The 20,967-nt window shown below is 74.5% G+C and carries 16 protein-coding genes; 5 read left to right on the forward strand and 11 right to left on the reverse strand.

From position 1 onward, the window contains the following. Positions 1-33: 33 nt before the first annotated feature. The 8 genes from QCD66_RS31695 to QCD66_RS31730 form a co-directional block, all read right to left on the reverse strand. A complete protein-coding gene (locus tag QCD66_RS31695) occupies positions 34-1,428 on the reverse strand; it encodes an FAD/NAD(P)-binding protein (protein WP_375736571.1) in 1,395 nt (464 codons plus the stop codon). Positions 1,429-1,524: 96 nt separating this feature from the next. After that, positions 1,525-2,409 carry a hypothetical protein gene (locus QCD66_RS31700; RefSeq protein WP_375736572.1) on the reverse strand — a complete coding sequence of 295 codons (885 nt, stop codon included), beginning with the start codon at positions 2,407-2,409 and terminating at the stop codon, positions 1,525-1,527. A gap of 47 nt (positions 2,410-2,456) precedes the next feature. Next, the gene (locus QCD66_RS31705; protein ID WP_357533304.1) at positions 2,457-2,663 is read right to left on the reverse strand and encodes a hypothetical protein; all 207 of its coding nucleotides are present in this window, start codon (positions 2,661-2,663) and stop codon (positions 2,457-2,459) included. Between the two features lie 229 nt (positions 2,664-2,892). Beyond that, entirely contained in the window at positions 2,893-3,096 is a 204-nt protein-coding gene (locus QCD66_RS31710) for a cold-shock protein (protein WP_091595283.1), read from the reverse strand. 262 nt (positions 3,097-3,358) lie between these two features. Then, entirely contained in the window at positions 3,359-6,784 is a 3,426-nt protein-coding gene (locus tag QCD66_RS31715; protein WP_407566902.1) for a UvrD-helicase domain-containing protein, read from the reverse strand. Positions 6,785-6,926: 142 nt separating this feature from the next. Continuing rightward, entirely contained in the window at positions 6,927-10,415 is a 3,489-nt protein-coding gene (locus QCD66_RS31720) for an ATP-dependent helicase (protein WP_407566903.1), read from the reverse strand. Between the two features lie 72 nt (positions 10,416-10,487). Continuing rightward, on the reverse strand, positions 10,488-11,033 hold the full coding sequence (locus tag QCD66_RS31725) for a TIGR00730 family Rossman fold protein (RefSeq protein WP_357533309.1): 546 nt from the start codon (positions 11,031-11,033) through the stop codon (positions 10,488-10,490). A gap of 2 nt (positions 11,034-11,035) precedes the next feature. Further along, on the reverse strand, positions 11,036-11,923 hold the full coding sequence (locus tag QCD66_RS31730; RefSeq protein ID WP_375732871.1) for a TIGR00730 family Rossman fold protein: 888 nt from the start codon (positions 11,921-11,923) through the stop codon (positions 11,036-11,038). 301 nt (positions 11,924-12,224) lie between these two features. Between QCD66_RS31730 and QCD66_RS31735 the strand changes: the two genes are divergently transcribed. Next, positions 12,225-12,371 carry a hypothetical protein gene (locus tag QCD66_RS31735; protein WP_357533312.1) on the forward strand — a complete coding sequence of 49 codons (147 nt, stop codon included), beginning with the start codon at positions 12,225-12,227 and terminating at the stop codon, positions 12,369-12,371. A gap of 35 nt (positions 12,372-12,406) precedes the next feature. Here QCD66_RS31735 and dapE read toward each other — a convergent pair whose 3' ends face one another. Further along, positions 12,407-13,474, reverse strand: coding sequence for a succinyl-diaminopimelate desuccinylase (dapE, locus tag QCD66_RS31740; RefSeq protein WP_375732872.1), 1,068 nt, complete (start codon positions 13,472-13,474; stop codon positions 12,407-12,409). Between the two features lie 24 nt (positions 13,475-13,498). On the opposite strand from dapE, the gene dapD reads away from it, so the two are divergent. Continuing rightward, entirely contained in the window at positions 13,499-14,440 is a 942-nt protein-coding gene (gene dapD / locus QCD66_RS31745) for a 2,3,4,5-tetrahydropyridine-2,6-dicarboxylate N-succinyltransferase (RefSeq protein ID WP_375732873.1), read from the forward strand. Between the two features lie 104 nt (positions 14,441-14,544). On the opposite strand, the gene QCD66_RS31750 is transcribed toward dapD, so the two are convergent. Then, positions 14,545-15,351: a hypothetical protein gene (locus tag QCD66_RS31750; protein ID WP_364222029.1), complete on the reverse strand. Its 807-nt coding sequence runs from the start codon at positions 15,349-15,351 to the stop codon at positions 14,545-14,547. A 220-nt stretch (positions 15,352-15,571) separates the two neighbouring features. Between QCD66_RS31750 and QCD66_RS31755 the strand changes: the two genes are divergently transcribed. The 3 genes from QCD66_RS31755 (at position 15,572) to QCD66_RS31765 (ending at position 17,809) form a co-directional block, all read left to right on the forward strand. After that, positions 15,572-16,096 carry a hypothetical protein gene (locus tag QCD66_RS31755; RefSeq protein ID WP_375732874.1) on the forward strand — a complete coding sequence of 175 codons (525 nt, stop codon included), beginning with the start codon at positions 15,572-15,574 and terminating at the stop codon, positions 16,094-16,096. 169 nt (positions 16,097-16,265) lie between these two features. Beyond that, positions 16,266-16,733, forward strand: a complete 468-nt coding sequence (locus QCD66_RS31760) for a hypothetical protein (RefSeq protein ID WP_357533321.1) — start codon at positions 16,266-16,268, stop codon at positions 16,731-16,733. Beyond that, positions 16,730-17,809 (forward strand): hypothetical protein, encoded by a 1,080-nt coding sequence (locus QCD66_RS31765; RefSeq protein WP_375732875.1) that lies wholly within the window; start codon positions 16,730-16,732, stop codon positions 17,807-17,809. The genes QCD66_RS31760 and QCD66_RS31765 overlap by 4 nt, the downstream gene beginning before the upstream one ends. Here QCD66_RS31765 and QCD66_RS31770 read toward each other — a convergent pair. After that, positions 17,801-20,917, reverse strand: a complete 3,117-nt coding sequence (locus QCD66_RS31770) for an EAL domain-containing protein (protein WP_375732876.1) — start codon at positions 20,915-20,917, stop codon at positions 17,801-17,803. The genes QCD66_RS31765 and QCD66_RS31770 overlap by 9 nt on opposite strands. Positions 20,918-20,967 lie beyond the last annotated feature (50 nt).

Here is a 20,967-nt window from a genome sequence, read left to right on the forward strand (position 1 = left end):
CAGTTAAATAGGGATATCCGGTAGCGCCGGATCTCACGCCGGCACGGCCACCTGGCCGGTGGTCCGCCCGGCGCCGGCACCGGCGGCCAGCCGCACCGCCAGCTCGCGGGCCTGGGCCCGGATCTCGGGTACGGCCGTGGTCTCGAAGAACCGGCCCCGCCTCGGCGGACCCAACGTCCATAGTGGAAGTACCGGACGCCCGTCGCGGCCCACCACCGCACCGTCGTCGTCGACGTCCAGCCCGAGACCGTACGGCCCCGGTCGGGCCACCCCGTCGGCGATCAGCGCGCCGACCAACCGGTCGGTCGAGCCGGGCAGCGCCCCCGGTCCGGTGCAGTTGACCACCGCGCCGAAGGGGACGCGGTCGTAGCCGGGATCGAGGGCGACCAGCAGGCCACCGTCGGGATGCGCGGCCACCCCGCGCACGGCGGCGGACCGCACCTCAAGCCGGCCCGCGACGCGTAGCCGGGCCACCTCGTCGGCGACGGCCGGCGCCATCCGGTGCCGGTGCACCTCCCAGTGCCGGGCCAGGTGGCGCAGGAACCGGTCGCGGTCGTCGGCCGGCAGGTCCGCCCACAGGGCGTCGAGCCGCGGCCGCAGCCCGTCGACCACCGCCCGCCAGTCGGCGCCGCCGGCGACCTGCGCGCGCAACTGGCGGACCAGGCCACGCAGCGACGGAGCGGTCTCGGGCAGCGTCGCGGGCGGGCGGAACGGCATGCCGCGCCGGCGGTGCATCCGGGGCAGCAGACCGTGCCGGGACACCGCGACGATCGGTCCGCGATGCCCGGCCCGGATCAGGCTGAGCGTCACGTCGATCGCGGTCAGCCCGGTGCCGACGAGTAGCACCGGCCGGTCGACGGGTACCCCGGCGAGCGCCGCCGGACGCCAGGGGTCGGCGATGTAGCCCGGGTGGTCCCGGACGGCGGGGTCGATCCGGCACGGGTCGGCCGGCGCGGCATGCCCGATGGCGAGCACGACCCGGTCGGCGTGCAGCCGACCGCCGTCGTCGAGTTCCAGCCCGACCCTCGACACCCGCGCGGTGTCCGGTGGGCCGTCGCCCGTGGTGATGCGGGTGACCCTGGCCCGGTGCACCCGCAGCCGGCCGCCGCTCACCGTGGTGGCGTCCCGCAGCGTCTCCTGCAGATAGTCGCCGAACCACTCCCGGGGCACGAAGTCGTCGGGGCCGACGGCCGGGTGCCGGCGCCGGCACCAGTCGAGGAAGTCGGTGCCGGAGTCAGGGTCGGCACTCATCGCCCCGACCCGGGAGTTCAGCAGATGCCAGGGGTGGGCGGGGCCGTACGCCAGCCCGCGGCCGGGTGCGTCGGCCGGGTCGACCAGCAGCACCCTGCCGGTGGTACATCGCAACAGTTCCCGGGTGACCAGCACGCCGCTGCAACCACCGCCGACGACCGCCACCGTCTCCGCCATCGTGTCCCCCCTCGCCGGGAGCCCACCCGAACTCCTACAAGCACGATAGGAAATGAGGGCCTTGAACGCCAGCCTCCACCGGGACAGGGCAGGGCGTCAGAGCGGGCGGACCGAGGCGAGCGCGTCGTCGACCACGTAGTCGTACTGCCGGTGGGTGCCGGGGATCGAGATGTAGAGGATCGCGGCGGTCGGCCGGCCGACGTCGATCAGGGCCACCGCGGCCAACTCGTTCGTGGCCCGCAGGCCGGGCTGGGTGAAGTGCAGCCGGAACACCGTCACCCACGCCGGCCGGCCACCGACGACGGCCCGCTCGTCGCGGATCATCTCCATCCGGTTGGGCTGCGGGTAGTACTCCGCCCGGACGTCGGCGGCCACCTGCCGGCCGACACACTCGATGTTGACCGACAGGGCGTCGTTGTCGGCCGCAGGCACCGCCGCCGACAGGATCGAGGCGTGGTAGTCGCTGAACCCGTTGTACTGCCGCTCGGTGACGAAGTGCTGACCGACCTTGTACGGCACCTCCAGCGAGCCGGCGCTCCACACCGTGTTCCACGGCTGCCACGGCGCGTCGTAGGCCCGATAGGAGATACCGGCCTCGGTGTCGACGGTCCGGTTCCCGATCACCGGCGGAAGCGGTTCGGCGGGAGCCGGATCGGCCGGCGGCGATCCGGTCGGCGCCGGACAGAGCTTGGCCAGCGGCGGCCGGGCATCGACAACCGGACCGGGGTCCGGGCGGAACGGATCCGGGTTGCCCGACAGCGCCATCACCAGGACCACGACGAGGCCGACGACCAGCACCGCGGCGGCTGCACCACCGAAGAGCCACAGCCGGCGCCGATCAGCCCCGCTGCGGTCGGCCGGTGGTGGTGGCGGCGACGGCGGCGCCTGCGCCGGGACGGTCAGCCGGGTGACCGCACCCGCCGACCAGTCCGGCCCCGACGAGGATCGGGGCTGCTGCGGCGGCGGGGGCTCTGCGGACATCTCCACTAGTGAAACACCCGGCCGCGAACCCCACCCGCCGGGTCGCCTCAGCCGGCGTCGGGCGAGGTGGCCAGATCGCCGACGACGCGCCCGGCCGGCGCGCGCATCTCGACGACCTCCGTCTCGCCGGGACCGGCCGACACGTTGTACCAGGGCGCGAACGCTGCGACTACGGCGAGTAGCAGACCTCCCACCGCAACCCCCACGACCACCAGGATTTCCCGCACCGCACCGGTGCCGACACCCGCCTCCACACGTCCTCCCCCACCGCCTGTCCCGGTCATCGGCACCCCCCGGTCGCCGATGAATCCCCCAGTTCACAGCATTACGTACCGGAGTGCCGGATGCAGTCGCCGATCAGACGCGATTCGGTGAATTCCTTAGAAAGACGCGGCACGGACGCCACCCGGCGGTCACGCTGCGTAATCGACTCCAATACACGACCGGCCCGCGCCGATGGCGCGGGCCGGTCGACAGAGCCACTCAGAGCGGGCGGATGTTCTCCGCCTGCGGGCCCTTCTGACCCTGGGTCACGTCGAACTCGACGCGCTGGTTCTCGTCGAGGCTGCGGTAGCCCGAGCTCTGGATCGCCGAGAAGTGGGCGAAGACGTCGGCGCCGCCGCCGTCGGGGGTGATGAACCCGAAGCCCTTGTCGGCGTTGAACCACTTGACAGTGCCAATTGCCATTTGTGTCTCGTCTCCTTTGACGGAACGGTCGGCCCCGCACGGTTGCGGGATCCGATGTGTTTGTCCGCGCCGGACGCGCGGATTGTCGTCGCGGTCGTGATCGCCCCGCCGGAAACTCCGGACACAACAAATGGCGCCCGCGGTCGCAATCCCACGGGCGCGCACAGAGCTGGGACCAATCAACATGGTCATGGGAACCAAAGCAGCAACGTCCGCAGCCTAACACGCAACAAACGGCAATGCTGGCAGATCCCGGCGAAGGTCACGATGTGGCCTCGGGCACGGAGGCGACGAGTTCGGTCAGCCCCGCCGCGTCGAGCAGGTCCGCCGGCCGCACCGTCACCCCGTCGCGTACATAGTGGAACGCCGCGCGGACGTGCTCGACCGGCACTCCGGCGAGTTCCGCCCAGGCCAGCCGGTAGGCCGCCAACTGCACCGCCGCGGCGGCTGCCTCGGCACCCGTCGGCTGGCGGCCGGTCTTCCAGTCGACCACGTCGTAGCGGCCGCCCGGGTCGGCGTAGACGGCGTCCATCCGGCCGCGTACGACCACCCCGGCGACGACCGTGGCGAACGGCACCTCGACCTCGTACGGCACCCGGTCGGCCCACCCGCTCTCCAGGAACCGCTGCCGCAACAACTCCAGCGCCTCGTCGGGGGCGGCGTCCTCGTCGGCCGCACCGGGCAGGTCGTCGACGTCGAACAGCCGGCCGGCCCCGAACCGCTGCTCCAGCCAGGCATGGAAGGCGGTGCCCCGGCGGGCGTACGGGTCGGGTCGGGCCGGCATCGGCCGGCGCAGCCGGCGGGCCAGCGCCTGCGGGTCGCGCCGCAGCGCCACCAGTTGCGACACCGACAGGTGGCCGGGCAGTGCCACCTCCCGCGAGCCGGCGCCGGACAGCCGCTCCCGCTCGGCCAGCAGCATGCCGACCTCCCGCCGCCACCGCCGCACGACGGGGTCGCCCCCACCGTCGGGTTCACCCGCACCCGGTACGCCCGGCGGACCGGGCTCCTCGACCCCGGCAGCATCCGGCCCGGGCGCCGCCGGCACGTCCCCGGCGGGGGCCTCCTCGATCATCAGCCGCCGGACCAGTGCGGCGGCCTCCGCCATCGCCGGCCGGCGGGCACCCAGCGGATCGGCCGGCCACTCGGCCCGCAGCACCATCTCCGTGGTCGGGTTGACCGCGTCCCCCGCCGGCTCCGGCGCCCACTCGTCGACCACGCCGTCACCGGCCCGGCAGCGCTCCTGGATCTCGTCGAGGAACACCGAGGGACCACGTGCCCTGCGCACCCCGTCCCCCCACCAGAAACCGGAACAGAGCAGCAGCCGCCGGGGCCGGGTGACGGCGACGTACGCCAGCCGCCGCTCCTCCCGCTCGTCGTGCTCCTGCCAGCTCCGCTGGAACTCGCCGAACGCCGCGTGCACCGCCCGCTGGTCCCGCACGCCGTCGAGATCGAGCCGGGGCAGCCCGTCGGCGTCGCCACGCAGCGGGAACGGCAGCACGCCGAGCCCGGCGAGATGGTGGTCGGAGGCGCGGACCTGGCCCGGCCACACCCCCCGGGTCAGCCCGGCCACCGAGACCACGTCCCACTCCAGCCCCTTGGCGGCGTGGGCGGTCAGGATCTGCACCGCCCCCTCGACCACCTCGACCTCACCGGGAGCCAGCCCGCGCTCCTCGTCCTCGGCCGCCGCGACGAACGCCAGGAAGCCGGGCAGCGCCGCGCCGTCGGTGTCGCTGGTGAACCGGGCCGCGACGTCGCCCAACGCGTCGAGATGGCCACGGGCCAGCCCGGCGTCACCGCCCCGGCCGGCACCGGCGCGTACGGCCACCTCGACGTCGAGCCCGATGGTCCGCTCGACGTCGGCGATCAGGTCGGGCAACGGCTGGTCGAGCCGCTGGCGCAGCAGGGCGAGTTCCCGGCCGTACGCCCGCAGCCGGGCATACCCCTCCGCCGAGTAGGTCTGCGCCGGCCCGAGGTCGGCCACCGCCTCGACCAGGGTCGCGTCGTCGAGGCGGTCGGTCACGATCTCCGGCTCGCCGTCGGCCCGGGAAAGCTCGCGGCGGGCGGCCGAGATCACCTTGGCCCGCCGGTGCAGCGCCACCAGGTCGCGCGGACCGATCCGCCAGCGGGCACCGGTGAGCAGCCGCAACAGGGCCGGGCCGTCGGTCGGATCGGCCAGCACCCGCAGCGTGCAGACGACGTCGCGTACCTCGGGGGTGTCCAGCAGGCCGCCGAGACCGACCACCTCGACCGGCAGGCCACGCGCGCGCAGCGCCGCCTCGATCGGCGGGATCTGGCTGCGCAGCCGCACCAGTACGGCGCTCGTCGGCCGGCGGTCGAGCGGAATGTGCTCGGGCAACGCGTCCGGCATCCCGGCCGCGCCCCGCCAGGCGGCCAGCATGCCGTCGGCGATCCAGGCCGCCTCGTCGACGTAGGTCTCGGTCAGCGCACAGTGGACGGTGCGGCCCGGCCGGCCCCGGGCGGTCCTGCCCACGATCGGCTCGTCGACCCGGAACGCGGGCGCCAGCTCGGCGACCCGGGCCCCGGCGACCCGCAGCGGGGCGGACAGCGAGTTGGCCACGCCGAGGATCTCGGGCCGGTTGCGCCAGCTCGTGGTCAGCGTCAACGTACGCGCCGGACGGCCGTCGGCGGTCGCGAAGTCACCGGGGAACCGGTCGAGGGTGCCCGCGCTCGCCCCCCGCCAACCGTAGATCGACTGGCACGGGTCGCCGACCGCGGTGACCGGATGACCACCGCCGAACAGCGACCGCAGCAGCACCACCTGGGCATGGCTGGTGTCCTGGTACTCGTCGAGCAGCACCACCCGGAACCGCTCCCGCTCGATCGCGCCGACCTCCGGGTGGTCGCGGGCGACCCGGGCGGCCCGCGCCATCTGGTCGCCGAAGTCCATCGCCTCGAAGTCCTGCTTGCGTTGCTCGTAGGCGCGGACCAGCGGAAGCAGGCGGAGCCGCAACTGCTGGACGGCCAGCGACCTGCGTACGTCGGCGTAGACCTTGCCCGGCGGATCCTGCACGTCGGCGAAGAAGCGCCCGGTCCAGGCGGCCAGCTCGTCCGGGGTGACCAGATGCTCGGCCAGCTCGCCGGCGAGCGCGAGTACGGCGTCGGTGACCGTGCTCGGCATCCTGTCCACATCGGACATGTCGCCGTCGTGGTTGCGGACCACCATGTCCACGATCTGCCAGCGGGACGCCTCGGTGAGCAGCCGCGTCGACGGCTCGTAGCCGGCCCGCAGCCCGTGCTCGCCGACCACCCGCGCCGCGTACGAGTGGTAGGTGGCCACCGTCGGCTCGCCGCCGAGCAGATCCCGGGCCGGATCCCGCCCCTCCCGGCCGAGCCGGCGGACCAACTGCCCCAACCTGGTACGCACCCGGTGGGCCAGCTCACCCGCGGCCTTCCGGGTGAAGGTGAGGCCGAGGATCTGCTCCGGCCGCACGTAGTCGTTGGCCACCAGCCAGACCACCCGGGCCGCCATCGTCTCCGTCTTGCCCGACCCCGCACCGGCGACGACCAGCAGCGGCTCGACCGGCGCGGCGATGATCTCCGACTGTTCCAGGGTCGGGGCGTGCCGCTGCCCGAGCAGCCGGGCCAGTTCGAGCGGGGTGTAACGGGGGCCGGCGTCGGGCGCCCGCCGGGGCGCCGGCGCCGCCGCGAACAACGAAGGCTGGGTCACGGCATCACCTCGCTCCGCTCGGCGCCACCGTGTATGAACCTGCGCCTGATGGCTCCCTCGCTCCGCTCGGTCACGGCCCCCTCGCTCCGCTCGGCACCACCGCGTACGAACCTGCGCCTGATGGCTCCCTCGCTCCGCTCGGTCACGGGTTGGTCTCCGGCTTGCGTGGGGTCGGGGGCTCGACCACCTGGCGGCCCTTGCCGGAGACCGGGCAGCTCGTCCGCACCGGGCAGACCCGGCACTTCGAGTTGGCCACCGCGGAGAACGTCGAGGCCGCCATCGTCTCGGCCGTACGGCGCACCATCGCCCGCGCCCAGCCGGCGTCCTCGGCCTCGCCGACCGCCTCCTGGCCCTGCTCCCGGGCATCCTTCGTGGACGTACCGAGCTGGACCAGGGCGGCTCCCCCGGCCTCGTCGCCGAACTCGGCGAACGCGCCCGCCTCGACCGCCGCCTGGTAGGCGCCGAGCTGCGGATGCTCGGCCAACTCGGCGGCGGTCACCGAGGTCGACTTGCCGGTCTTCAGGTCGATGACGACCAGCCGCCCGTCGGCGTCGACCTCCAGCCGGTCGACCCGGCCGGTCAGGTCCACCGGACGGGTCGGGTCGTCGAGGCGTACGGCGAACTCGTGCTCGATCGCCAGCAGCCGCCGGGGGTTGCCGGCGAGCCAGCGCAGCAGCTTGTCGACCATCGCCTCGGCACGGGTCAGCTCCGGGCCGGCCATCCACCGGGCGGCCAGGTCGATGGCGTCGAACCGGGCGGCGACGTACTCCAGGAGCTGCGCCCGGTCGGCGGTGGCGTCCTCGGCGAGCATCGCCGCGGCGTGCACCAGGTTGCCGACGCCCTGCGCGGCCCCGGCCGGCGCGCTTCCGCCGTGCTTCTCCAGCAGCCAGCGCAGGCTGCACCGCAGCGCACTCTCCATGGAGGACGGGGTGACCTTCACCGGTTCGCCCTCGTCGACGAGTGGCCGGTCGTCGGAGAGCGCGCGCAGCCCCCACCAGTCGTCCGGATGCGCGCCGCGCACGCCGGCGGCGGCGAGCCGGGCCAGTTCGGCGGCGGCGGCCCGCCGCCGGTCCGGCGCCGTCGAAGGATCGGTGACCGCGGTACGCAGCTCGGCGACCAGCGCCGCCAGGGTGAGCGCCCGGGGCGGCCGGCTGACCGGCAGCTCCACCGGATCGTCGTCCGCCCCGCCGGCACCGGCCCCGTCCGGCCCGTCGCCGGGCAGCCCGTCGCCGTCCGGCCCGGGTCCGCCCGCACCGTCCCCGCCCGGCCCCGGCCCGCCCGGACCGTCCCCGGCCGCGCCGGACCCGGCCGACCCGTCGTCGTCCGGCCCGTCGCCACGCGGGCCGGCACCGCCAGAACCGTCGCCGGTCGGCGGGTCCACGGTGCCGGCGCCCAGCTCGTAGAGGAAACGGCTCGGCTGTTCCTCGTAGTCCGCGCCGCCGCCGGCCCCGGCGGAGGCGACCGCGGTGACCAGCAGCCGCCGCCGGGCCCGGGTCGCCGCGACGTGGAAGAGGCGGCGCTCCTCGGCGAGCATGGCCGCCGACTGCCCGGCCATCGCGGCCGCGGTGCCGGCTCCGGCGGCCCGGCCGGCGAGCACGTCGACCAGCCGCTCCGAGCCGAGCAGGCTGCCGCGCAACCGCAGGTCGGGCCAGACCCCCTCCTGCACCCCGGCGACGACCACGAGGTCCCACTCCAGTCCCTTGGCCGCGTGGGCGGTCAGCAGGCGTACGGCCTCGCCGCGGTCGGCGCTCGGGGCGAGCGTGTCGGCCGGCAGCTGCTGGCCGAGCACGTGGTCGAGGAAGACCTCGATGCGGGCCCCGGGCAGCCGGTCGACGAACCGGGCCGCGGTGTCGAACAGCACCACGACCGCGTCGAGGTCGCGGTCGGCGGCCGCGGCCCGCATCCGGGGTACGGTGTCCGGCTCGCCGGGCGTCACCGGGCCGCGCGAGGTGAGCCCGTGCCACCGCTCGGCGAGCCCGGTGGCCCGCCACACCGCCCACAGCACGTCCTCGGCGGTCGCCCCGGGTGCGGCGGCGGCCTCGCGCGCGGTGCCGAGCAGGGCGGCGACCGTCTGTGCCGGCGCCGCCCAGCGGCGCTCGACCGCGACCAGCTCGGTCGGGTCGCGCAGCGCCTCGACCAGCAGCTCGCCGGAGGGCCGCCGGTCGCCGGCGGCCAGCGCGAGGGCCCGCAGCCCCTGGCGCAGCCGCCGCTCGGCGAGCGGGTCCGCGCCGCCCAGCGGCGAGTGCAGCAGCGCCACCGCCGCCTCCTCGTCGAGCCGGTCCGGTTCCAGCGCGCAGCGCAGCAACAGCAGCAGCGGGGCCACCGCCGGTTGCAGGTGCAGCGGCAGGTCCTCGGAGTGCACGACGGTGGGAACGGCGGCGGCGTGCAGGGCCCGGTGGAGCGACGGCAGTTGGCGGGCGGTGGAGCGGACGATCACCGCCATCCGCGACCACGGCACGCCGTCGACCAGGTGTGCCTCGCGCAGCGCGTGGGCGACGTACGTCGACTCGCTGGTCGCGGACCGGAAGGTGCGCACCTCGACCGAGCCGGGCGGGATGCCGGGCAGCGGGCGCAGCTCCCGGTGGCCGGCGGGGCCGCGCAGCCGGCGGGCGAGCCGGTTGGTGGCGGCGAGCAGCCGGCCACCGGCCCGGTAGGAGGTGTGCAGGGTGACCGTGGCGGCGGGGGCGCCGGACACGGTGCGGAACCGCTGCGGAAACGTGGCCACGATGGTCGGGTCGGCGCCCCGGAACGAGTACGTCGACGAGTCGGGGTCGGCGAAGGCCACCAGCGACCGGCCGCCGTCGGCGATCCTCGCCAGCAGCTCGACCTGGGCCGGGTCGGTGTCGGCCAGCTCGTCGACGTAGACGTGGGCGAGCCGGCGGCGTTCCGCGGCGAGCAGTTCGGGATCGTCGGCGAGCAGGCCGGTGGCGGCCCGGACCAGTTCGGCGGGGTCGTAGGCGACCGAACCGCGGGTGGTCGCGTCGCGCAGGGCCAGCACGGCGACGTATTCGCGCAGGAACCGGGCGGCCGCCGGCCAGTCGGCGCGGTCGAGCTGCTCGCCCAGGCGGGCCAGTTGCGCCGGCCCGACGCCGCGCTCCGCCGCCCGCATCAGCAGGTCGCGCAACTGCCCGGCGAAGGCCCGGGTGCGCAGCGCCGGCCGCAGGTCCAGCGGCCAGCCGTACGGATCGTCGCCGTCCTCGTCGGGGCCGACCACGTCGAGCAGTTCCCGGATGATCAGGTCCTGCTCCGGGCCGGTCAGCAGCCGGGGCGACGGTTCGCCCCGGCTGGCGGCGGCCCGGCGCAGCAGCCCGAACGCGTACGCGGGAAAGGTGCGGACGAGGGGTTCGTGCACCACCCGGCCGGCGGCACCGACGATGCGGGCCTCGATCCGGTGCCGCAGCGCGGTGGCGGTCCGCCGGCCGAAGGTGAGCACCAGGACGCGTTCCGGGTCGGTGCCCTCCGCGACCCGGGCGGCGACCGCCTCGACCAGGGTGCTGGTCTTGCCGGTGCCCGGCCCGCCGACCACCAGCAGCGGCCCGTCGACGTGGGCGACGGCCGTCTCGTGGCCGGGGTCACGGACAGTCGCCGGCGCGGCCTCGGCCGGCCGACGGACCAGCCGGTACGCCTGCATCCGCTCATCTCACCATGACGCACCGACACCACGACGGCCCAGGACCCGTGGCGCGGCGGGCCGCCGGCCGGCTCAGCCGAGACGCTCCTCGATGGCGTCGAGGGCGGCGGGCACCGAGTCGACGACGAGCAGCAGGTCGATCGCGGCCTCCTTGGCGAACCGCAGGTCCGGCAGGCCGGCCAGCCAGTCGACCAGTCCGGCGTAGAAGCCGTCGGAGTCGACCAGGACGATCGGCTTGCGGTGCATGGCCAGGGTCGCGGTGGTCCACACCTCGAAGAGTTCGTCGAGTGTGCCGAGGCCGCCGGGCAGGGTCAGGAACGCGTCCGATTTGTCGATCATGACGGTCTTGCGGCTCGCCATGTCGGCCGTGATCACCAGCTCGTCGGAGTGCGTGTCGGCGACCTCCAGGTCGACCAGCGCCTGCGGGATCACCCCGACCGTACGGCCACCGCCGGCCCGGGCGCCGTCGGCGACCGCGCCCATCATGCCGACACAGCCGCCGCCGGAGACCAGCGTGTGCCCCCGGCGGGCGATCTCCCGCCCGGCCTGGTCGGCCAGGTCGAGGAAACGGCGGTCCAGGGTGCGCGACGAGGCGCAGAAGACGCAGATGGCGGCCATGGTCAGCGGCCCGCCGGGCGCTCGGTCGCCGACGGCTGCCCCGCCGACCCCCGCTCGACCGCCTCGGCAATCGCCTTCGCCTCGGCCCGCGCCGCCTCGACCTGGGCGGCCGCGGTCTCCTGGATCGCCTCCTGCTCGGCGGCGAGCGCCGCGTCGGCGTCGACGATGTGCCGTACGGCCGTCGCCACGTCGTCGGTCACGCAGATCAGGTCGAGGTCGGCCGGCCCGATCTTGCCGTCGGCGGCCAGCGTGTCGCGCAGCCAGTCCAGCAGCCCCCGCCAGTACGCCTCGCCCATCAGCACGACCGGGAAGCGGGTCACCTTGCCGGTCTGCACCAGGGTGAGCGCCTCGAACATCTCGTCGAGGGTGCCGAACCCGCCCGGCAGGACCACGAACGCCTGCGCGTACTTGACGAACATGGTCTTGCGGGCGAAGAAGTAGCGGAAGTTGATGCCCAGGTCGACCCACTCGTTGATGCCCTGCTCGAACGGCAGCTCGATGCCGAGCCCGACCGACTGGCCGCCGGCCTCGGTCGCGCCCCGGTTGGCCGCCGCCATCACGCCCGGCCCGCCGCCGGTGATGACCGCGTAGCCGGCCTGCGCCAGGGCCGCGCCGAGCCGCTCCGCGAGCTGGCACTCGGGGCTGTCGGGCTTGCTGCGGGCCGAGCCGAAGACGCTGACCGCGGGCGGCAGGTCGGCGAGGCTGTCGAAGCCCTCGACGAACTCCGACAGGATGCGCAGCGCCCGCCAGGCGTCCCGGGTCTTCCAGTCGCCCCGGCCACGTGAGTCGAGCAGCCCCTGGTCGGCGGTGGCCCGCGGGATCGCGTCACGGCGCAGGGTCACCGGGCCCCGGTGCCACTCCGGCCCGCCGGGAAGGATTCGCTCGCTCATGCCGTCCACTCGCTCCGCTCGCGGCCGCCATGAGCCGACCTGGGCCAACCGATTCGCTCGCTCCGCTCGCTCATGACGCCCACGGTAGTTGGCGGCGCCGGGCGGCATGAACGCGCCCACCAGCGGTGGAGAGAAAAAGATCCGCACCGGGTGCAACCAAATCGGTGGTGGCGGCGTCTCTTATTCCACATACTGCGTATGCGCGGCGCCCCGGCACCGCCGCCGGGGCCTTCGGGGGGAGGAACGCCATGAGCGAATACCGCACGCAGGGCGAGCGCGGCGTACCGGACGGGGTGTCTCCATGACCCGGTCGGAGATCATCCGGCAGCGCCGGGAGATGCAGCGCCGAATCCGTGAGGTGGTGGCCCAGCGCCGGGTGGAGGTCGCCCGGCCGCCGCGCCGGACCGACGGCGCCGACGATCCGGAGCCCGGCCCGGCCACGACCTGACCGGGCGCCGGCGCGGGCCGGCCGCCGGCCGGTGTTCAGGCCAGCCAGCGGCGCAGCGTGGCGGCTCCCTCGCGGATCAGACCGATCTCGACGTGCTCGTCGGGTGCGTGGGCCACGTTCGGGTCGCCCGGGCCGAAGTTGAGCGCCGGGATGCCCAGCGCCGCGAACCGGGCCACGTCGGTCCAGCCGAGCTTGCCGACCGGGGCCGCGCCGACCGCGGCCAGGAACTCCACCGCCGGGGCGGCGGTGAGACCGGGCAGCGCGCCGGCCGCCGAGTCGGTCAGCGTCACCTCGAAACCGTCGAAGACCTCCTGTACGTGCGCGTGCGCCTCGTCGGGCGTCCGGTCGGGGGCGAACCGGTAGTTGACCTCGACCTCGCACAGGTCCGGCACCACGTTGCCGGCCACACCGCCGTGGATGCGGACCGCGTTGAGCCCTTCGCGGTAGGTGCAGCCGTCGATCTCGACGGTGCGGGCCTCGTAGGCGGCCAGCCGGTCGAGCACCGCCCCGGCGGCGTGGATCGCGTTGACCCCCTTCCAGGAGCGGGCCGAGTGGGCCCGCCGGCCGCGGGTCCGTACGGTCGCCCGCATGGTGCCCTGGCAGCCGGCCTCCACCACCCCGTACGTCGGTTCGAGCAGCACCGCGAAGTCCGCCTCCAGCCAGTGCGGGTACGCCTGCGCGACGAGGTTGAGCCCGTTGTAGCGGGACTCGATCTCCTCGGCCTCGTAGAAGAAGTAGGTCACGTCGTAGCGCGGCTCGGGCAGGGTGACGGCCAGGTTGAGCGCGAACGCGACCCCGGACTTCATGTCGCTGGTCCCGCAGCCGTAGATCCGGTCGCCCTCGACCGTGGACGGGAAGTTGTCGTTGAGCGGCACGGTGTCGAGGTGGCCGGCCAGCACGACCCGCTGCGCCCGGCCCAGGTCCGTACGCGCCATCAGCGTGTTCCCGTGCCGGTGGGTGGTCAGGTGGGGCAGCGACCGCAGCACCTCCTCGACCCGGTCGGCGATCTCCTTCTCGTCGAGCGAGACGGACTCGATGTCGACCAGGGCGCGGGTCAGCGCGACCGGGTCGGCCAGTACCTCGGGGGTCAGCGGGTTCACCATGCCCCGCACGGTACCTTCGAGGCCGTGACGAACACGCAGCCCGCCTGGGGCATCGGCCTGGCCACGACCACCGCCGACGGACAGGTGCTCGACACCTGGTATCCGGCCGGCCTACTCGGGCTCGGCGCCCGGCCGGCAGACACCGACGAGAGCCGGCTCGCCGGCGCGACCGGCGACCGGGCGCTGCCCGGCCTGCGTACGGTCGTGGTGGTCACCGAGATCGGCTCACTGGCCGACCCGATCAAGGACGCCGCCGACGCTTACCTGCGGTTGCACCTGCTCTCGCACCGCCTGGTGCGGCCGAACGAACTGAACCTGGACGGCATCTTCGGGGCGCTGGCCAACGTCGCCTGGACGTCGGCCGGGCCGTGCCCGCCGGACCGGGTCGACGAACTGCGGCTGGTCGAGCGGGCCGCCGGCCGCCACCTGGCCGTGTACGGGGTGGACAAGTTCCCCCGGATGACCGACTACGTGGTGCCGTCCGGGGTGCGGATCGCCGACGCCGACCGGGTGCGGCTCGGCGCCCACCTGGCGTCCGGCACGACGGTGATGCATGAGGGCTTCTGCAACTTCAACGCCGGCACGCTGGGCGCCTCGATGGTCGAGGGCCGGATCGTGGCCGGGGTGGTCGTCGGTGACGGCTCCGACATCGGCGGCGGCGCCTCGATCATGGGCACGCTGTCCGGCGGTGGCAAGGACCGGGTCAGCATCGGCGAGCGCAGCCTGATCGGCGCGAACGCCGGCGTCGGGATCTCGCTCGGCGACGACTGCGTGGTCGAGGCCGGCTGCTACATCACCGCGGCCTCGAAGCTGCTCCTGCCCGACGGCCGGGTGGTCAAGGCCCGCGAGCTGTCCGGTGTGGACGGTCTGCTGTTCTGGCGCAACTCGGTCACCGGCGCGCTGGAGGCGAAGCCGCGCACCGGCACCGGCATCGAGCTCAACGCCGCGCTGCACGCCAACGACTGAGCCGCCGGGCCGGCGACGAACGGGCCGGCGGAGCGACGAACGGGATCAGGGGTCGGCCCCCGCCCCGCCGAGGCAGTGGCGGGACGGGGGCCGACGGCTTTCGCTCACTCCGGCGACTTGACGCTGCCGGTCGCGGCCGGTGAGAAGCGGCCGTCCTGCACGGTGTTCACGATGACGTTGAAGAACGTGTTCGCCGGCAGGCCGGTGGCGTCGAAGTACACCCGCCCGCTGCCCGGGTTGGCCGCCACGGAGAAGTCGCGGCGTTCCGGGATCCGCTCCGGCGGGCCGGACGCCTTGTAGACGGTGCGGATCCAGTTGACGCTGACCTGGTAGCGCTGCTCGTTCCAGGAGTTGTCGAGCCAGCTCATCCGGACCGTGCTCTGGGTGTAGTGGGTCGACGCCGACAGGGTCAGGTCGGTCGGCGCGGGCGGCTCGACCTTGTAGGTGTGGCAGCCGAGGAGGCGGTCCGCCGCGACCGGCGTCGTCCAGTCGCGGTAGTTCTCGACGTAGGCGCAGAACTCGTGCGTGCCATACGTGCCGGGGATCGGGACCGTGGTCGAGAAGCCGACCCAGCCGCCCCGGCCGGCGTGGTACTGGTCGGCGTAGAACAGGCCGTAGTCGTAGTTGTACGCCCGGATCCGGACCCGTACCGGGCCGCCGTTGGCGTCCGACGCCCAGCCGGACACGCGCAGTTGCGCGCCGCCGAGGTACTGGTACGACTCCAGCGCCCCGACCGGACTCTTGTCCGACGGCGGCGGGGGTGGAGGTGGCGGGTCGCCGGGATCCTCGTTGCAGATGGGCGGCGGGTTCGGCCGGTCGCAGTAGGGCGCCGCGTTGGCCGGGACCGCGGGCAGGACGACGGCGGTGGCGGCGGCCAGCAGGCCCACGACGAAGGCACGGGTACGTCTCATCGGATCATTACGGCACCCGCCGTTGGGAATCAGGTGGCAATCGACTGGAACCCGACCGCCCCGCCGTCCCCGGCCAGCGCCTCTAGCAGTGCGATCAGGCTTCCCGGGCAGAGCTGGGCAAACTGGTGCACATCATGTAAATAACCCAGCATCCGCCGTAGGGCGTTCCCACTCCCGGGCATGATGGGCCTGCCCCCCTAACCACCAGGGAAGGCTGTCCGTGCCAGGTCACCGGTTGCTCGCCACCGCACTACTGATGCTGGTGCTGCCGTTGGCCGCCTGCGGCGCCGGTCGCCCCGCCACCGGCACGGCCGGCCCGACCCCCGGATACATCCTGGAGATCCCGCTGACCGTCGCGCCGGGGACCGCCTGGATGGGGGGTGAGCCCTTCACCCTCGCGTCGGAGATCACCGTCGCCACCGGCGAACCGGTGGTCGTCCTGCCCGGAACGGCGGGGGCGGGCCACACCACCGCCGTACGCTTCGCGGTCACCATAACCAACCGCCGGCCGGAACCGCTCGACGTGTCGGACGCGGTCGTACGCGCGAACGTCGGCGCGGCCCGCACCCCGGCGACCCTGGCCGACGGCGCCGGCCCGGGCTTCCGGGGCGTCGTCGAGCCGGGCCGGCAGCAGACGGTCGACCTGACGTTCAGCGTCCCGACCGGCGACCTGTCACTCATCGAGGTCCGGGTGACCCCGGCGGCCCGGATGGGGACGGCGCTCTTCCAGGGTTCGGTCGACTGACCGTCCCGACGGACTGTCGGCCAGCCGACAGCGACCCGACCATCACCATCTCGAGATTCGTCCGGTTGAGCCCGAAAAGAGACTACCGGCGGCTGCCGGCGACCGTCGCGCCGCGCCGACTCCCCCACGCGCCCACCGCCCGGCGCCGCACCCATCCGGAGGATCCACCGTGATCAGACTGTCCAAGCGCGGTGCCATCGTCATGCTCGCCTCGGTCGTCACCCTCGGCGTGGCCAGCGTCGCCTGGGCCGCGTGGTCGGTCACCGGCTCGGGTACGGCCACCGCCCGGGCCCAGTCCGTGCAGGCACTGACCGCCACCGCCGAGCCGGTGACCCAGCTCTACCCCGGCGCGGTCGCCGACGTACGGCTTCGGGTCACCAACCCCAACCGGTTCAAGGTCGCGGTGACCAGCCTGGCCCTCGGGCAGCTCACCACCGACAAGCCGGGCTGCACCGCCGACAACAGCGGCATCCTGCTCAAGCCGCAGACCCGGCCGGTGCTGGTCGACGCCCAGGCCCGACCGCAGGACGTCGTGCTGCCCGGCGCGATCCGGATGACCAACGAGTCCGCCGCCGCCTGCGCCGGCGCCACCTTCACCCTCGGCTTCACCTTCGCCGGCGTCAGCGCCGCCGAATGAGGCGCCTGCTCACCGCGTCTCCCGCCGTGGTGGCGATCGGAACCGGGGTGGCCGTGCTCGCCGGTGGCGCGACCGCCCTGGCCGCCTGGGTCGTGACCAGCGAACCGACCACGATGTCGACCACGGCGGTGACGCTCTCCCCCGGCAACCGGCCGGAGGTCGGCGCGGCCGGCGGCACGGTCACCGTGCGGTGGGCACCCAGCCAGATCGTCGCCGGGCACGACGTGTCGGGCTACCGGATCACCCGGTACGACCGCGCCGGCGGGGCACAGCCCGCCCGGGGCGTGTGCGAGGAGATCGTGACCGGCTCGAACTGCACCGACGCCGCCGTACCACCGGGCACCTGGACCTACACCGTGCGGCCGGTGCAGGCCAACTGGACCGGCCCGGAGAGCGAACGCAGCCACCCGGTCACCATCACCGCCCCCGGCCCGGCCGCCGGTGCGTCGCCCGCACCGGTCCCGGCGCCGTCCGGGCCGCCGGCACCGCCTTTGGCCCGCTACGGCACGGTACGCGTCGACGGGCGTGACGTGCCGGCGACCGGCCCGAACGCCCCGTCGTGGACCGTGGAGTGGCCGGCCAGCCCGGACGCGGCGACCACCCTGGTGGTGGTCTATCCCGGCCCGCCGGAGCCCGGCTCGGTCTTCGCCGGCTGGGACGGCCGGCCCCGGCCGGTCACCGTCGACACCGACCCGGCCGGCCCCACCCTGACCGTGTACGCCGCCGGCCGGGCCGACCGGCGTACCCCGGCGCTGGGGCCGTTCGCCGTCGGTGCCGCCGGGCGATCCACCACACCGGGCAGCTCCGCCGGCACCATCGAACTCTCCGGCGACCGGTATCTGATCACGCTCGGCGGCCCGGCGGCCACCGCCCGGCCGACCCCGCCGGCCCCGACCGGCAGCGCCACGCCGACCGCCCGGGCCACGCCGACGGTGCCGGCCCGACCCCCGGCACCGGTCCCGGACCTGCCGGCCACCCCGGTGCCGACCCGGGCGGACGGCCCCGACGACCGGCCCACGGAGGCGGCGCCGGTGCCGTCGGACCGCCCGACGGAGTCCGCCCCACGGTCACCCTGAGCGGTCGGGCAGCGTCGAGCGGGCCGGCGGTACGACCGCGGTCGGGCCGCTCAGCAGCGCCGTCGCCGCCGCCGCGGCCAGCGGCCGGGAGAAGAGATACCCCTGTCCGTACGGGCAGCCCAGATCGCCGAGCAGGTCGCGTTCGACCCGCGACTCGACGCCCTCGGCGATGACCTCGAGCCCGAGCGTGCCGGCGAGCCCGACGATCGCCTCCACCAGTGCCCGCTGCCGGGGCGAGCCGGAGATGGTCGAGGTGAAGGACCGGTCGATCTTCAGCACGTCGACCGGCATCCGCTGGAGATAGCTCAGCGACGAGAACCCGGTGCCGAAGTCGTCGATGGCGACCCGTACGCCGATCCGCCGCAGGGCGGCCAGTTCGGCCCAGGCCCGGTCGTCGTCGCGCAGCAGCGACGACTCGGTGATCTCCAGCATCACGCCGGACGGGTCGACCCCGGCGGCGGTGAGTGCCGCGCTCACCTTGTCGACGAAGGCCGGGGCCCGCAGCTGGTGCGCCGAGACGTTGACGCTGACGTACGGCGTGGCGCGCCCGGCGCGGACCTGCCGCCACCCGGCCACCGCCCGGACCGCCTCGTGCAGCACCCAGTCGCCGATCGCCTCGATGAGCCCGGTCTCCTCGGCGATGGCGACGAACTCCGCGGGCGGCACGAAGCCCAGCGTGGGGTGCCGCCACCGGACCAGTGCCTCGAAGCCGAGGATCGCACCGCTGCCCATCACCACGATCGGCTGGTAGTCGAGGGTGAACGTACGCTCGCTGACCGCCCGGGCGAGCGCGGCCCGCAGTTCGAGCCGTTCGACGATCGCGGTGTGTACGGATGCCTCGTACCGGCGCCACCGGCGCTTGCCGTCGCCCTTGGCCACGAAGAGCGCGAGGTCGGCGTGCCGGAGCAGTTCGCCGGCGTCGGCGGCGTCGGCCGTGGTCGCGATACCGATGCTCACCGAGCCCCGGACCTCCGCGCCGTCGATGGTGAACGGTTCGGCGAGCGCCGCGATCACCTGCTCCGCGACCAGTTCCGCCTCGGCCGGGCTGCCCAGGTCGTCGACGAGGGCGGCGAACTCGTCGCCGCCGTTGCGGGCCACCGTGCCGAGCCCGCCGACCGCCGTGGTCAACCTCCGGGCGACGGCGATCAGCAGCTCGTCGCCGGCGGTGTGGCCGAGGGTCTCGTTGACGGCGGTGAGATCGTCGAAGTCGATGATCAGGGCGGCGACGATCCGCCCGGTCTCGCTGGCCCGCCCCACCGCCTCGCTGACCCGGTCGTGGAAGAGCGTGCGGTTGGCCAGCCCGGTCAGGGCGTCGTGGCGGGTGCCGTGGGTCAGCTCGTGTTCGAGCCGGCGCCGGTCGGTGACGTCGCGCAGGGTGATGACCAGTCCCCGTACGGTCCGGTCCCGGCGCAGGTCGCGATAGCTCGCCTCGACCTGGACCGGGGTGTCGTCCGGCCGGACCAGCCGCCAGTCGGCCCACTGCCCCGGCCGCCCGCCGGACGCCCGCGCCTGGGCCAGCAGCTCGGTGACCGGCACCCCGGTCTCCGCCGCGACGATCTCACCGAGCGGGGTGCCGGGCGCCGGTTCGACCCCCAGGACGGTGGCGACCGCCGGGCTGGCGTAGCGCAGCCGGTGGTCGTCGTCGACGATCAGGATGACGTCGGTCGTGGTCTGCACGATGGTCCGGAAGTACGCCTCGCTGTTGCGCCGGTTGATCTCCTCGCTGAGGCTGATCCGTTGCAGCGCCAGGGCGGCCTGGGCGGCCAGTGCCTCCAGCGCGTCGCGCAGGGTGACCAGCACCTCGGCCTCGGCGGCGACGAGCAGGGCACCGACCCGGGGAATCCCGGCGGCGCCCTCGTCGAGGACCATCGGGCACAGCAGCGTCTGCTCGTAGTCGCGCAACTGGTTGGCCAGGCCCGGGTGCAGGGTGCCGGTACGCAGCACCCGGGTGCGGCGCAGCGCCGCCGCCCCGGACATCGGGTAGGGCTGCGGCGCCCCGTGCCCCCACACGCTGAACGCGGCGGCGGGCACCCCGTCGGAACGGTTGACGGAGAAGACCATGCGGTGCGTCGCGCCGCGCGGCATCAGGCGGGCGACCGTCGTCCGGACCGCCTCGGCCACCTCGTCGGCGCCGGCGGCGGACACCAGGGCGGCACCGGCGACCCGCAGCCCCCGCTCCCGGCCGACGGCGCTGCGGTGTGCGTCGGCGACGTCGGCGAAGCGGCTGAGTACGAGCACGAACATCACCCCGGACACCACCGAGATGACGACGTCGTCGTGCGGCTGCCCGGCCAGCGCCCGCAGGAGCAGCACCGCCGGCCCGACCAGCGCGAGCGTTCCGAGCAGGACGAGCCAGAGCCGGCTGATCTGCGCGGCCCGGGGCTGGGCCGGCTCGGTGAGCGCGGTCATCGACGGGTGCAGCGCGGCCGCGCTCCACGCGGTGTAGAAGACCAACCAGCCGATCTCACCCGGGTTGCCGTCCGGCCAGCCACCGTCGCGCAACGCGAGCACGTAGAGCACATCGGACACCAGCAGCCCGGTGGCCCCGATCAGCAGCAGCCGCACCGCCGTGTTGCGCCGGGCGATGAACGCCAACCGGACCGTGGTGGCGAAGACCAGCAGGGCGCCGAAGATGTACGCCGCGGCCGCCGACCGGTCGACGGCCCGCGTCCCGCCGTTGAACAGCGGGCCGATCACGAACACCCAGCCGAGGAAGATCGCGGCGGTGGTGAAGATCAGCAGGTCGAGGAAGCGGGCCCGGTCGCGCATCGTCGAACTGATCCGGGTCAGGCCGAGCAGCCCGGTGGCCAGCAGCGGAAACATCGCCAGGTAGAAGATGTCGGCGAGCACCGACGCCGAGCCCCGCGAGTCGGCGGTGAGGCTGTAGCTCATGTCGCCGGCGGCGAAGACGGCCAGCCCGGCCCCGATCAGATACCAGGCGTAGCGCCGGCGCGGGCGGTGCCGGCGCACCCCGAGCAGGACCGCGGCGAGGCTGGCCAGCCCGACCAGGGCCCAGGCGACCGGACGCAGCGGGGGTACGGCGAACACGGCGACGCCGAGCACCGCCATGACCGAGCAATAGCCGACGACGGCCTTCCGCGTGGACACGCGCCTCCCCTGCCGGCACCGGAATCGTCACAGTGGACACGGCGTGGACG

Origin of the sequence: Polymorphospora sp. A560, from assembly GCF_045781765.1 — a bacterium.
In the GTDB taxonomy this organism is placed as follows: Bacteria; Actinomycetota; Actinomycetes; order Mycobacteriales; family Micromonosporaceae; genus Polymorphospora; species Polymorphospora lycopeni.

Bases quoted from the DNA above. Each gene is read 5' to 3' on its own strand.
- QCD66_RS31695 (WP_375736571.1), bottom strand. From the start codon at position 1,428: ATGGCGGAGACGGTGGCGGTCGTCGGCGGTGGTTGCAGCGGCGTGCTG.
- QCD66_RS31700 (WP_375736572.1), bottom strand. From the start codon at position 2,409: ATGTCCGCAGAGCCCCCGCCGCCGCAGCAGCCCCGATCCTCGTCGGGG.
- QCD66_RS31710 (WP_091595283.1), bottom strand. From the start codon at position 3,096: ATGGCAATTGGCACTGTCAAGTGGTTCAACGCCGACAAGGGCTTCGGG.
- QCD66_RS31720 (WP_407566903.1), bottom strand. From the start codon at position 10,415: ATGCAGGCGTACCGGCTGGTCCGTCGGCCGGCCGAGGCCGCGCCGGCG.
- QCD66_RS31725 (WP_357533309.1), bottom strand. From the start codon at position 11,033: ATGGCCGCCATCTGCGTCTTCTGCGCCTCGTCGCGCACCCTGGACCGC.
- QCD66_RS31730 (WP_375732871.1), bottom strand. From the start codon at position 11,923: ATGAGCGAGCGAATCCTTCCCGGCGGGCCGGAGTGGCACCGGGGCCCG.
- QCD66_RS31735 (WP_357533312.1), top strand. From the start codon at position 12,225: ATGACCCGGTCGGAGATCATCCGGCAGCGCCGGGAGATGCAGCGCCGA.
- dapE (WP_375732872.1), bottom strand. From the start codon at position 13,474: ATGGTGAACCCGCTGACCCCCGAGGTACTGGCCGACCCGGTCGCGCTG.
- QCD66_RS31750 (WP_364222029.1), bottom strand. From the start codon at position 15,351: ATGAGACGTACCCGTGCCTTCGTCGTGGGCCTGCTGGCCGCCGCCACC.
- QCD66_RS31765 (WP_375732875.1), top strand. From the start codon at position 16,730: ATGAGGCGCCTGCTCACCGCGTCTCCCGCCGTGGTGGCGATCGGAACC.